The sequence below is a fragment of the Listeria cossartiae subsp. cayugensis genome (assembly GCF_014229095.1).
In the GTDB taxonomy this organism is placed as follows: domain Bacteria; phylum Bacillota; class Bacilli; order Lactobacillales; family Listeriaceae; genus Listeria; species Listeria cayugensis.
Genome location: NZ_JAARZC010000001.1, coordinates 952,516 through 966,091, shown reverse-complemented (window position 1 = coordinate 966,091; position 13,576 = coordinate 952,516). Strand labels below are relative to the sequence as shown.

The 13,576-nt window shown below is 38.1% G+C and carries 13 protein-coding genes; all 13 read right to left on the bottom strand.

The features are described 5' to 3' along the window. Positions 1 to 18: 18 nt before the first annotated feature. Entirely contained in the window at positions 19 to 798 is a 780-nt protein-coding gene (codY, locus tag HCB49_RS04945) for a GTP-sensing pleiotropic transcriptional regulator CodY (protein WP_003726695.1), read from the bottom strand. Between the two features lie 20 nt (positions 799 to 818). Further along, entirely contained in the window at positions 819 to 2,228 is a 1,410-nt protein-coding gene (gene hslU, locus HCB49_RS04940; RefSeq protein ID WP_185480001.1) for an ATP-dependent protease ATPase subunit HslU, read from the bottom strand. 13 nt (positions 2,229 to 2,241) lie between these two features. Beyond that, entirely contained in the window at positions 2,242 to 2,781 is a 540-nt protein-coding gene (hslV, locus tag HCB49_RS04935) for an ATP-dependent protease subunit HslV (protein ID WP_003724001.1), read from the bottom strand. A 20-nt stretch (positions 2,782 to 2,801) separates the two neighbouring features. Continuing rightward, positions 2,802 to 3,704: a tyrosine recombinase XerC gene (gene xerC / locus HCB49_RS04930; protein WP_185480002.1), complete on the bottom strand. Its 903-nt coding sequence runs from the start codon at positions 3,702 to 3,704 to the stop codon at positions 2,802 to 2,804. A 285-nt stretch (positions 3,705 to 3,989) separates the two neighbouring features. Then, on the bottom strand, positions 3,990 to 5,294 hold the full coding sequence (gene trmFO / locus HCB49_RS04925) for an FADH(2)-oxidizing methylenetetrahydrofolate--tRNA-(uracil(54)-C(5))-methyltransferase TrmFO (RefSeq protein WP_185391241.1): 1,305 nt from the start codon (positions 5,292 to 5,294) through the stop codon (positions 3,990 to 3,992). A 62-nt stretch (positions 5,295 to 5,356) separates the two neighbouring features. Next, complete coding sequence (topA, locus tag HCB49_RS04920; protein ID WP_185391240.1) at positions 5,357 to 7,435, bottom strand: type I DNA topoisomerase; 2,079 nt, start codon at positions 7,433 to 7,435, stop codon at positions 5,357 to 5,359. A gap of 271 nt (positions 7,436 to 7,706) precedes the next feature. After that, entirely contained in the window at positions 7,707 to 8,567 is an 861-nt protein-coding gene (dprA, locus tag HCB49_RS04915) for a DNA-processing protein DprA (protein WP_185480004.1), read from the bottom strand. 135 nt (positions 8,568 to 8,702) lie between these two features. After that, positions 8,703 to 9,488 carry a ribonuclease HII gene (rnhB, locus tag HCB49_RS04910; protein WP_185604270.1) on the bottom strand — a complete coding sequence of 262 codons (786 nt, stop codon included), beginning with the start codon at positions 9,486 to 9,488 and terminating at the stop codon, positions 8,703 to 8,705. Then, a complete protein-coding gene (ylqF, locus tag HCB49_RS04905) occupies positions 9,481 to 10,347 on the bottom strand; it encodes a ribosome biogenesis GTPase YlqF (protein WP_185604269.1) in 867 nt (288 codons plus the stop codon). The genes rnhB and ylqF overlap by 8 nt, the downstream gene beginning before the upstream one ends. Before the next feature lie 9 nt (positions 10,348 to 10,356). Beyond that, complete coding sequence (gene sipZ / locus HCB49_RS04900) at positions 10,357 to 10,899, bottom strand: type I signal peptidase SipZ (protein WP_185391237.1); 543 nt, start codon at positions 10,897 to 10,899, stop codon at positions 10,357 to 10,359. A gap of 102 nt (positions 10,900 to 11,001) precedes the next feature. Next, entirely contained in the window at positions 11,002 to 11,571 is a 570-nt protein-coding gene (gene sipY, locus HCB49_RS04895; RefSeq protein ID WP_185604268.1) for a type I signal peptidase SipY, read from the bottom strand. A gap of 32 nt (positions 11,572 to 11,603) precedes the next feature. Then, positions 11,604 to 12,170, bottom strand: a complete 567-nt coding sequence (gene sipX, locus HCB49_RS04890) for a type I signal peptidase SipX (RefSeq protein ID WP_185480008.1) — start codon at positions 12,168 to 12,170, stop codon at positions 11,604 to 11,606. Between the two features lie 118 nt (positions 12,171 to 12,288). Then, positions 12,289 to 13,548 carry an ATP-dependent protease ATP-binding subunit ClpX gene (gene clpX, locus HCB49_RS04885; RefSeq protein WP_185480009.1) on the bottom strand — a complete coding sequence of 420 codons (1,260 nt, stop codon included), beginning with the start codon at positions 13,546 to 13,548 and terminating at the stop codon, positions 12,289 to 12,291. Positions 13,549 to 13,576: the final 28 nt, after the last annotated feature.

Genomic DNA, 13,576 nt, shown 5'->3' with positions numbered 1-13,576 from the left:
GAGAGCTTTTTGATTTTTTTAGTTATTTTTCAATTTTTCTAGTTCTACAAGGAATTTATCATTTAATACACGGATAAATGTACCTTTCATTCCTAATGAGCGAGAATCAATAACGCCAGCACTTTCTAATTTACGAAGCGCATTAACGATGACAGAACGTGTAATGCCGACACGATCCGCGATTTTAGAGGCAACAAGAAGGCCTTCTTTACCATTTAATTCGTCAAAAATATGCTCAATTGCTTCTAATTCACTGTATGAAAGCGAGCTAATTGCCATTTGTACAACGGCACGGCTACGAGCTTCTTCTTCAATTTCTTCTGCTTTTTCATGTAAGATTTCCATTCCAACAACTGTTCCACCGTATTCAGCTAATAGCAAATCGTCATCAGTGAAATTGCTTTCTAAACGAGATAGGATAAGTGTTCCAAGACGTTCACCACCACCAACTATTGGCACGATAGTTGTTAAACCTTTCGTGAATAATTCGCTGTTTTCGATTGGGAAAGCAGTATATTGGCTTGATACTTCTAAGTTAGAAGAAGTTTCGCCTACATTGAAAAGGCTTTGTGTATATTCTTCTGGAAATTGGCGTTCTGTCAGCATTTGTTTCATACGATCGTTTTCGATTGGAAGAGCTTCAGAATAACCAAGTAATTTACCTTTACGGCTTACAATATACGTATTTGCTTCAATTACATCAGTAAGTGTATCTGCCATTTCTTTGAAGTTTACCGTTTTTCCTGCAGCGTTTTGTAACATAGCATTAATTTTTCTTGTTTTTTCTAATAAAGTCATTATTAGATCCTCCTAGTATTTTATAAAATAAATTGTGTTAAATCTTTATTCTTCATAATTGGTGCAAGTTTTTCATTAACATAGTTTTCAGTTACTTTAATAGATTCCATATTGATTTCTGGTGCTTCAAATAGTAAATCTTCTAGTAATTTTTCTAAAATGGTATGAAGTCTTCTTGCTCCGATATTATCTGAATCTTGATTAACTTGGAATGCAATCTCAGCAATTCTTTCGACAGCTTCTTTGGTGAAAATCAAGTCAATTCCTTCTGTTTTCAGCAAAGCTTTGTATTGTTTAATTAGCGCATTGTCTGGTTCTGTTAAGATTTTATAGAAGTCTTCTTGCGTTAATTTATCCAGCTCAATTCTAATTGGAAAACGCCCCTGAAGCTCTGGAATCAAATCGCTTGGTTTAGACATATGGAAAGCTCCAGCCGCGATGAATAAAATGTACTCCGTGTTGACTGTACCATATTTAGTGGAAATTTGCGACCCCTCCACGATAGGAAGAATATCTCTTTGGACACCTTCACGCGAAACTTGCGCATTTCCGCCGCCTTCTTTGCTAGCGATTTTGTCAATTTCATCAATGAAAATCATGCCCATTTGTTCCGCACGGTGAATACCTTCCGCGGCAAGTTCATCGGCATCAATTAATTTAGATGCTTCATCTTCAAATAGAATTTTTTTCGCTTCACGAACGGTTACTTTGCGTTTTTTCTTTTTCGCTGGGAACATGCCAGAAAGCGCATCTTGCATGCCATTCATTTGGTCCATCCCAGTGCCACGCATCATATCGAACATTGGATTTTGCTGTTCTTTCACTTCAACTGTTACTATTTCATCATCAAGCTCACCATTTTGAAGTCGCCATTCGATTTGGCTTCGTTTATTTTTTAATTCTTGATCTACTTCTTCCTCAGCAGATTCATCCGGTTGATTCATACCGCCAAAAAGGGCTTCTAATGGATTTTGCGATGTTGTTTGCTTTTTCTTTTGGCTTGGTGCTAAAAGTTTAATTAAGCGTTTTTCGGCATTTTTTTCTGCTTTTACGCGAACTAATTGCATTTTTTCTTCTTTAACTAAGCGCACGGATACTTCTACTAAATCGCGAACCATCGATTCCACGTCGCGACCTACGTAACCAACTTCCGTAAATTTAGTAGCTTCTACTTTGGAAAAAGGTGCGCGAACAATTTTGGCAATTCGGCGTGCTATTTCCGTTTTACCGACACCAGTTGGTCCAATCATTAGAATATTTTTCGGAATAATTTCATCCCGAATCGATTCATCCATCAGTTGTCTGCGATAGCGATTTCTTAGTGCTACTGCAACAGATTTTTTCGCGCCGGTTTGTCCAATAATATATTGATCCAGTTTTTCAACAATTTGCTTTGGTGTCAACTGGTTCATTAACGTTAGATTTGTCAAATTAACCACTCCTTCAAAGCTCTTCTACTGTAATATGATCATTCGTAAATACACAAATTTCAGAAGCGATTTCTAATGCATGGCGAGCAATATCTTTGGCTTCCATTTGGCCACCGTTATGTCTTTTCAGTGCTCGTCCAGCTGCTAGCGCATAATTCCCACCAGACCCGATTGCTAAAATGCCATCATCTGGTTCAATTACTTCGCCTGTTCCCGAAACTAAAAGTAGTGTGTCTTTATCCATAACGATTAACATCGCTTCTAACTTGCGTAAAACACTGTCACTACGCCATTGTTGTGCGAGTTCTACAGATGCTCGTTCTAAGTTACCATTATATTCATTCAATTTTGCTTCAAATTTTTCAAATAATGTAAATGCGTCTGCAACGGAACCTGCAAATCCAGCAATTACTTTATCGTGAAAAAGACGACGAACCTTTTTGGCAGTGTGTTTCATTACAACCGATTCCCCAAGCGTCACCTGACCGTCACCAGCCATGGCGGCTTTTCCGTCATGTTGAACGGCAAATATCGTTGTAGCATGTAATTCCATTTCCTTAACCTCCTCCAAATTTAAGCCCTCGGATGATGTTTCATATAAGTAGACTTTAAATGCTCTTTTGTCACGTGCGTATATATCTGGGTGGATGATAAGCTAGCATGTCCAAGCAACTCCTGTACCGTCCGCATGTCCGCGCCATTATTGAGTAAATCAGTTGCAAACGTATGGCGTAACATATGTGGATGGATTTTTCGAGTTAATGAAGCTTTGCTAATTATTTTCGTCAAACAATATCTAATGCCTCTAGTCGTCAGCGGATCACCGTAATGGTTCACAAGAAGCGCATCATGCGACTTTTTGTAACGTGTCATTAACTCGGTGCGACTCGGCAAATAATCCGTTATCGCATCTTCCGCGTACACACCAAATGGCACATAGCGCTCTTTATTCCCTTTTCCGCGGATCAGAATTGCTTGATAAGATGTATCTAAGTCAGGCATCAGTATCCCGGCACACTCACTCACCCGAATTCCAGTACCGTACAATACTTCTAACAGCACTCGGTCCCGCAGTGTAAGCGTTTCATTATCTTCATACACCACTTGAAACAAAGCTTCCATTTCTTCTGAATAGAAAAATTTGGGAAGCCTTAACTGATTTTTCGCATGTGATACATAAGTAAATGGATTTTCAGTAATAACATTCTCTCTTAAAAGAAAAGTGTAAAAACTCCGTAAACTTGAAATTTTCCTAGCTACGGTTGTTCGAGAAAAAGACTTTTGCTTTAATTCTGTCAAATAAATCCGCACATCTAGAAAAGTAACTTGCTGATACGTTGTAATAGCTTGCTCATTTAAGAAGCGACGAAAATCAATTAAATCATTTTCATAAGCTGTACTTGTGTTTACTGAATAATTTCGTTCTGAGTGAAGATAGTCAAGAAATTGTTGCTCTAACTTTCCCTCTTGTGTCATGCGTATACACCTCTCAAACACTATCATGTTAACATAACAGTACCCTTGTTGCAATGATTTTATCCATTTTTCGCAACTTTTTGAATTAATCTGGATTTACAATCAATTTGAATAAATTTGGTTATTTTTGTGAAAAAAACCACATTTATCGCCATGAGTTGTCTAGACCATTCCTTTGAAAGAAAAACTGCCTTTCCTTCACTTTCAACTCCCCTAAAAAATAACAAAAGCAGTGATCGTGATGAAAAGAACAGCAAAGATTAGTCCTCAATTATTATAGTGTTTTTACAGTTGTTCTGCAACCTTTTTTATTGCATTTAATGCTCTTTCCGCCAATTTTTCGTTACGTTCTTGTTTGGCACGAATTTTAGTTTCTAGCTCTGGGAAAAGACCAAAGTTAACATTCATTGGTTGGAACGATTTTTTACTAGCACTTGTAATATAATGCGCTAAACTACCAATCGCTGTTTCTGCTGGGAAAACCACTAATTCTTTCTCTTCCACAAAATTAGCCGCATTAATCCCCGCTGCCAAACCGCTAGCAGCCGACTCGACATAGCCTTCTACACCAGTCATTTGACCTGCGAAAAACAAATCATTACGTGTTTTTAATTGGTAGGTTGGCTCAAGTACGGTTGGTGAGTTGATGAATGTATTGCGGTGCATTACGCCATAACGAACGATTTCAGCATTTTCTAAACCTGGAATCATACCGAAAACACGTTTTTGCTCGCCCCATTTAAGATGCGTTTGAAATCCTACCATGTTATAAAGTGTTCCAGCAGCATCGTCTTGACGAAGTTGCAATACTGCATATGGTCTTTTTCCTGTTTTTGGATCTTCTAATCCAACTGGTTTCAATGGTCCAAATAGCATCGTTTTAATTCCGCGTTTCGCCATAACTTCAATCGGCATACAACCTTCGAAAAATACTTCTTTTTCAAATTCTTTTAGAGCCGCTGTTTCTGCTGTAACCAAGGCTTCATAGAATGCGTTGAATTCTTCTTCTGACATCGGGCAATTTAAGTAAGCTGCTTCCCCTTTATCATAACGAGATTTCAAATATACTTTGTCCATATCAATGCTATCTTTTTCAATGATTGGTGCCGCTGCATCATAAAAGTAAAGATACTCTTCACCAGTCAATTGTTTGATTTCTTCTGCAAGCGCAGGACTTGTAAGTGGACCTGTAGCAATAACTGTTGGGCCTTCAGGGATAGTCGTAACTTCCTCTGTATGCACGGTAACAAGTGGGTGGTTTTTCACTTTGTCTGTTATATAGCCAGAAAATTCATGACGGTCAACAGCAAGTGCCCCTCCAGCTGGTACAGATGCTTTATCAGCTGCTTCAATAATAATAGAATCAAGTATCCGCATTTCTTCTTTAATAACGCCTACAGCATTCGTTAAGCCGTTAGCACGCAAGGAATTTGTACATACTAGTTCTGCAAATTTGTCAGTATGATGCGCCGGGGTTTGTTTGACCGGTCTCATTTCATATAAATCAACTTTCACGCCACGCTTTACTAATTGCCATGTTGCTTCACTTCCAGCTAAACCTGCTCCAATTACATTAACACTCTTTTCCATTTTTCCGCCTCCTCGCGCAACAATGGCAACACAGGAACTTTCCAAGTGCTGCCATTTTCCACTTATTGTTGGGTTGATTCTTTGTAATCACAATTTGTACATTGTACTTGTACGCCTTTTTTCAATTTCTTCTCGACTAATGCTCGTTTACTACATTTCGGGCAAGGTCGTTCTACTGGTTTATCCCATGAAACGTAATCACAATCTGGATAACGATCACAGCCATAGAAAATTCGTTTTTTCTTGCTCTTTCTTTCTATTACATGCCCTTTCTCACATTTCGGACAAGTAACACCGATTTCTTTGACAATTGCTTTCGTGTTACGACAATCCGGGAATCTACTACAAGCAAGAAACTTACCGTATTTGCCCATTTTATATACCATCGGCGCTCCGCAAAGATCGCAATCAATTCCAGCTGGTTCGTCTTTAATCTCGATTTTTTCCATTTCCGCGTCTGCTTTAATAACATTCGGCTCAAAACGTTTATAAAACTCATCGATTACTTTGACCCATTCGACTTCACCGTGCTCTACTTCATCTAGCTCACTTTCCATGTTGGCAGTGAACTTCACATCTAAAATTTCTGGGAAGTAATCTTCAATCATTTCATTTACAATTTCGCCTAACTCGGTTGGGATAAAGCGTTTATTAGTTAAAGAAACATAATTTCTGCGCTGAATTGTATCTAGCGTTGGTGAATAAGTCGACGGACGACCGATACCAATTTCTTCCAAAGTTTTTACTAATCTAGCTTCTGTGTAACGTGGAGGTGGCTGCGTGAAATGTTGACGCTGTTCGAGTGATTCGGACTGCACCTTATCTCCTTTTTTCAAATCCGGTAGAATATTTTCTTTTTCTTCCGTATTATCATCGTTACTTTCTACGTATACTTTCATGAAACCATGGAATTTAATTTTAGACCCATTTGCTCTAAAGTTGACGCCGTTATTATCTAAATCAACACGCATTGTATCAAGAACTGCCGGTGTCATTTGACTCGCGATAAATCTTTCCCAAATCAAACGATATAAGCGAAGTTGATCTCGCGTTAAATATTCTTTGACTTCTTGTGGGCTTCTCATTGCGCTTGTCGGTCTGATTGCTTCATGGGCATCTTGAGCACCTTTAGCATTTTTATCTGAACGTTTATGATTACGAGAAAATTCAGATCCGTATGTTGCTTTAATATAATTGCTTGCTTCCAAAATAGCAGAATCAGCGATACGAGTGGAGTCGGTACGCATATACGTAATTAACCCAACCGTTCCTTGTTTACCAAGCGTGATTCCTTCATATAATTGTTGTGCGAGCATCATTGTTTTTCTTGTTCGATAATTTAATTTCCGCGCTGCTTCTTGTTGTAAACTGGAAGTAGTAAACGGTGCAGCAGGATTTCTAAGTCTTTCTTTCTTCGTTACATCTGTTACATCGAATGATTTCCCTTTAATTGCAGACATCACTTCTTTAACATCATCTGCTGTAGATAGCTTTTTCTTCTTGCCATTGACACCATAAAAATTGGCTTGGAATTTTTTCTTACCTTTAAGGAAGTTGCCATCAATCGTCCAATATTCTTCTGGTTTGAAATTATTGATTTCTTTTTCTCTATCAATAATGATTCGCAAGGCAATGGATTGAACACGCCCAGCACTCAGGCCTTTTTTCACCTTTTTCCATAGAATTGGGCTGATATTATATCCCACTAAACGGTCCAAAATTCTACGAGCTTGTTGTGCATTAACTAAATCCATATCAATTTTACGTGGTGTTTTAAAAGATTCTTTTACTGCTTCTTTCGTTATTTCGTTAAATACAACCCGTAATTTATCTGATTGATCTAACTCTAGACTGTTGGCAAGATGCCATGCAATAGCTTCCCCTTCGCGATCGGGATCGGCTGCAAGATAGACTTTTTTCGCTTTTTTAGCCGCTTGTTTTAATTCTTTTAAAACAGGACCTTTTCCGCGAATCGTAATATAACGAGGTTCATAGTCATGTTCTGTGTCTACACCCATTTGACTCTTAGGTAAATCACGAACATGTCCCATGGAAGCTTTCACTTTAAATTTCTTCCCTAAATACTTCTCAATCGTTTTTGCTTTTGCAGGTGACTCTACAATCACTAAATAATCTGCCATATCTATATATTCCTCCCTGATTTGGGTCAATACACGGGCTTTACTCGTTGTCCGAATCCTACTACAGTCTTAGCCTCGCGTTCAATAAGTTTTCAATGCTGATTTTTCACATAATTCAGTAGTAAATATTAGCCCTTCCTACTGGGTTTGTCAATGGCTTTTATGAAAAAGTCCATTTTTTGATGTTTTATAACAGCTTTCTTTAGCAAACTTATCTCAAAAAATCAGGAATTGCAAGTCAAATCACTTAAAAACGATAATTTCAGTATAATTATGGCTTAATTTGAAAAAATTCTTCTATTATATTGTTTGCATTCATAACTAACTTGGCACCTTCTTGAATTAAATAATTCGTCCCTTTCCAGGTATCAATAAAAATGTTTCCTGGAACAGCGAATACTTGTCTATTTTGCTCTAGTGCCATATCAGCTGTAATCAAGGAACCACTTCGTTCTGCGGCTTCTATTATTACCGTTCCTATCGATAATCCACTAATGATTCGATTTCGCTCTGGAAAGTGCCATCTCCTCGCTTCTTCATCAGGTAAATATTCACTTAAAAGCAAACCATCTTGGGCAATATCATTAGCAAGCAATTGATTTTTTAGTGGATAGATATTATTGACACCCGAACCTAGCACGGCAATTGTCGCGCCACTCTTTTGTAAAGCAGCTTTATGTGCAGTTGTATCAATCCCTACCGCCATTCCACTAACGATTACTAGCTGGTGCTCTGAAAGTTCGCTAGCAATTTTCCTACATGCTTTCCTTCCGTATTCACTCATCTGCCTAGTACCAACAATCGCAATGGCTTGTTTTTGTAATAAATCTATATCTCCTTTGCAAAATAAAATTGGTGGCGCTTCGTAAATCTCTCTAAGGAGTTCGGGGTAGTGATCATCCAGAATCCAAACTGGTGTAATATCATCATAAAAAAACATTGGGGCAGTTTCGATTTCGCTCAAAACCCGTCCTTTCTTGTCCGCACTAAAGAAAGTATTAACAAATGTTTCAAGCGACATCTCCCATCGGTCTAGTTCTGTTAATTTCCGCCAAATCTCTGCTCTTTTTTTGGCAGAGATGGATTTGCAGGAAGCGATTTTTAGCCATGTATTTCGTTGTTTTAAATCCATTTGTTGCACCTCCCGTGATAGTTATTCCTAGTGTACAAACATTGCCCTTTTTTGTAAAATCACTAAAATTTAGCAAACGGCACAAAAAAAACGTATTTTCACTATCGAAAATACGCTTTTTACTAGAAGATATTGTTAATTTAAACTATCAAAATTCAACTTTGCTTCTTTTACTGGAGAAAAACTCAAACGATGAATCGGACAAATGCCAATTGTATCTAATCCAGTCAAATGGTTCTTTGTTCCGTAGCCCATATTATTTGCAAAATCGTAACCAGGATACTTCTTATCGTACATCTGCATTAATCTATCTCTAGTCACTTTCGCAATGATAGACGCAGCGGCAATGGAAATGCTTTTCGTATCCCCTTTTATGAGTGATAATTCTGCTTCCATGTATTTGAGCGGCATCGCATCAATTAAGACAAAGTCCGGCTTCGGTGCTAGTTGATTTAATGCTTCGCTCATCGCTAATTTTGTCGCTTCATAAATGTTCACATGATCAATCACATCGTGTTCAATTATCCCTACACCAATCGCAATCGCTTCTGCTTTTATAGTTTCGAATAAAGCATCGCGTTTTGCTTCACTTAATTGTTTTGAATCATTAATACCTACAATAGAAAAATCTGCTGGTAAAATAACTGCGGCCGCTACAACTGGACCCGCGAGCGGACCTCGACCTACCTCATCTACTCCAGCAATATGTTGATAGCCTTGTCGGAATAAGTCCGCTTCATATTGTTTCATTTCTTCTAATTTGGCAAGTAGTTTTGCTTCTTTTTCCCATTTTCTTCGTGCCGATTGTAGCAGCTTTTCTACACCTTTACGCTCATCTTGAAGACATAGTTGAAAAAAAGGATCATTTTCTGAGGTAATTTCGTTCAGTCGCTCTCGAATGGTTGCAATCGAATCACTCATCGCTATCCTCTTCCCAGTTCGGGAAATCAAATGACATTCGCCCTAATTTTTGCTGGCGAATTTCTCGGACAACCGTTTCCGCCGCACGGGAATAATCCGGATCATTATATCGATCTAAAAGGCCTCTTTTTTCGGCTATAAAAGCGAGCGTTTCGATAGGATCTTCTGAAACTGTTTCGACTTTCAACCAATTTTGAAGGCGATCAGGGTAATGATTTTCTAAGAAACGTAGGCCATAACCAGCAATTTCTTCCATTTGTAAAATATCATCTTTGATTGCGCCTGTCAGTGCTAATTTGTAACCAATTTCTTGATCTTCAAATTTAGGCCAAAGAATCCCTGGTGTGTCTAGAAGTTCTAACGTTTTCCCAACTTTTATCCATTGTTGTGCTTTCGTTACTCCGGGTTTGTTACCTGTGCGCGCAATATTTTTTTTCGCTAAACGGTTAATTAATGTTGATTTCCCTACATTTGGGATACCTAAAATCATTGCGCGAATCGCTCTTGGTTTCATACCTTTACTTCTTAAACGATCGAATTTTTCAGCCATTAATTTTTCGGCTGCTTGTTCTATTTTGAATAGACCTTTACCTTCCTGGGCATTTACCGCTACTGCGGGCAAGCCTTTTTCAGCAAAATAGTCAATCCATTCTTTGGTCGTTTTTTCATCTGCTGTATCTGCTTTATTTAAAATAATCACTCGTCTTTTTTGATGGATAATTTCTTCTAGCATTGGATTAGAGGAAGAAAGTGGGATACGTGCGTCCACTAACTCAAAAATCACGTCTACTAGTTTTAATTTTTCCGTTACCTCACGGCGAGCTTTGGCCATATGACCTGGAAACCATTGAATTGTCATCGTATACTCCTAATCTATAAGTTTGGCGTCTTCAATCGGCCAGTAACAAATTGGTGTTGTTCCTAACACTTTACTTAGTGGAATCGGTCCGATTATGCGGCTGTCTTTACTTGCTCGACGATTATCCCCTAATACAAAATAGGTATCTTTCGGGATAGTACCACCATCTAGTTGATCTTTAGAACTGTAATCATCTGTTAAATAGCCATCTTGCAACTTTTGTTTGTAAGTATCTAAATACGGTTCATCATATTTTTTCCCATTGATGTAAAGTTGGTCTTCTTTATACTCCACGGTGTCACCGGGTAAACCAATCACTCGTTTGATATATTCTTTTCCGTCTGCTTCACGAAATACAATCACATCAAAACGATCGACCTTTCCGAAGCGATTTATAATGACACGGTCATCGTTGTGAAGAGTTGGCATCATCGATATCCCATCTACGAGAATAGGGACAAACAAATAAAAACGGATTATAACAGCAAGTAATACTGCTAAAACAGCCGCCCAAATCCAAGACCATAACCGTTTTAAATTCTTCTCTTTCAAAAAACTGCACCGCCCTATTTTATACTAACAGTCTTATTATAAACGAAAAAACTTTCATTTAATAGAGAAATCCGCGAAAAAGTATCTTTCACGGACTTCTCACTATTTCCCAAATTGTATTACTGTACCATTCACCATAGAATCATCAATGAAACCAAAAACGCGACTATCTGAACTTCCGCCACGATTATCCCCAAGCACGAACAGTTTTCCTTTTGGGACAGTACTTTCTCCTGTCATATCCTCCAGTGTATAATCTGCTATGTATGGTTTTTGTGTTGGATCCGGATTCCAAAGTGTTAAAGTTCCTTCTGGTAAGTAACTTTCTACTTTTCGTTCACCATTTAAATATAATTCACCGTTTTTAAAAGCGATTTGATCGCCCGGCACACCAATGACGCGTTTAATGAAATGTTCTCCTGAGCCAATCATCGGCGGCTCATCAAATACGATTATATCAAAGCGATCTGGATCGGTAATTTTTTCTATAAAGATTCTATCTCCATCTTGATATGTTGGAACCATGGACGTCCCTTCTACCTTTACTGGTGCAATAACAAAGTTACGAACAACAAGTGCAATGGCAAGTGCCGCAACGATAACGAGTACCCAGCTTAATAATTGGTGAACCCCACTTTTTTTCTTGGGTCTTTTTTCATACTGATCTGTCATATGTCTCCTCCTAGAATTCCCGCAGGTTCACACTAGCGTTCTAAGGATTTCCCAAACGAAATCACTTTTCCAAGCACACTATTTTGCGATATAAAGCCAATGTAGCGACTATCTTTACTAACTTGACGATTATCCCCTAACACAAAAAGTTTTCCTTTAGGGACTGTTAGAGAGCCATCAGAGTAAGGAATGTCAGCCATTGTAAAATTAGGATCACCTTCCGCATCCGTTGTTAAATAGCCATTCCCTAAAGCCGCTTTCTCGGAATCTAAATATGGTTCGTCGTATTTTTTGCCATTAATATAAAGCTGATCTTCTTTATATTCTACTTTATCTCCTGGAAGGCCAATGACGCGTTTAATATATTCTGCATTTTCTTCATCAGGTGCCGGAAATACAATGATATCAAAACGTTTCGGACTTGATACTTTGTTAATAAATAAATGTTCCCCGTCATGAAGGGTTGGGTCCATTGATTTCCCATTAACAGTAACTGGAGAAATTAAAAAATAGCGAATACCAAAAGCAAGTATAAGCGCGATGAGAATTATTTTTATCCAACCAAATGTCCCAGAAAAAAATTTATTTTCACTTTTCATGTCTTTTTATCCTCTCCAATTAATATTAATAAAGTATAGCACGAAACAAGTCTGTTGATACAGTAAAACAAGCTGAGTTGATAGAAAAAATGCGCGCCAATTACGACGCGCATTTTAATCATGCAGATGTTTTAATTGGAATAATCGAACCGTCTTCTAGTTGCAGTTGCGGCTCTTCTTCTCCGCGAGCTGCTTTTTCAGTAATAATACATTTCGTAATATCATCACGGGAAGGAATTTCGAACATAACTTCTAACATAATCTGTTCAATAATCGAACGAAGACCACGTGCTCCAGTTTTGCGTTCAATTGCTTCTTTCGCAATTTCAATTAAAGCTGTTGGCTCGAATTCAAGTTCAACGTCATCAAGCTCCAACATCCGTTTATATTGTTTTACTAAAGCATTTTTAGGTTCCGTTAAAATGGAAACGAGAGCTGCTTCATCTAATTGTTCCAGTGTTGCAATAACCGGTAAACGACCGATAAATTCAGGAATTAACCCGAATTTCAGCAAATCTTCTGGAACAACACGAGATAGATATGTTTCATCTTCTTTTAGTTTCGCATTATCTGTACCGAATCCAATGACTTTCTCACCCATTCGATTTTTAACGATTTGTTCGATTCCGTCAAATGCTCCACCAACGATAAATAGAATGTTTCCTGTGTCAATTTGGATAAGCTCTTGATGAGGATGTTTTCTACCGCCTTGTGGAGGAACGCTTGCGACAGTGCCTTCCAAAATTTTCAGTAATGCTTGTTGAACGCCTTCACCGGAAACATCTCTAGTAATAGATGGGTTTTCAGATTTGCGGGCAACTTTGTCAATTTCATCAATGTAAATAATACCTTTTTCGGCTTTTTCTACATCATAGTCCGCTGATTGGATTAGTTTAAGAAGAATATTTTCTACATCTTCCCCAACGTAACCAGCTTCTGTAAGTGAAGTCGCATCCGCAATAGCAAATGGAACATTAAGAATTCGCGCTAATGTTTGAGCAAGAAGTGTTTTACCACTACCAGTAGGACCAATTAAACAAATATTACTTTTCGAAAGTTCTACTTCATCTTCTTTCGTTTCATTGGAATTAATGCGTTTGTAGTGATTGTAAACTGCTACAGCAAGTGCTCTTTTGGCACGTTCTTGACCAATAACATAGTCACTTAATATATGACGGATTTCTTGAGGTTTTGGCACTTCACCAAAATCCACAAATTCAGAAATACCTAGCTCTTCTTCAATAATTTCATTACAAAGCTCGATACATTCATCACAAATATAAACACCTGGACCGGCCACTAATTTACGTACTTGATCTTGAGTCTTTCCGCAAAAGGAGCATTTAAGTTGGCCTTTTTCGTCGTTAAATTTAAACACAATATTTCACCCCTTCGCATAGGTATGT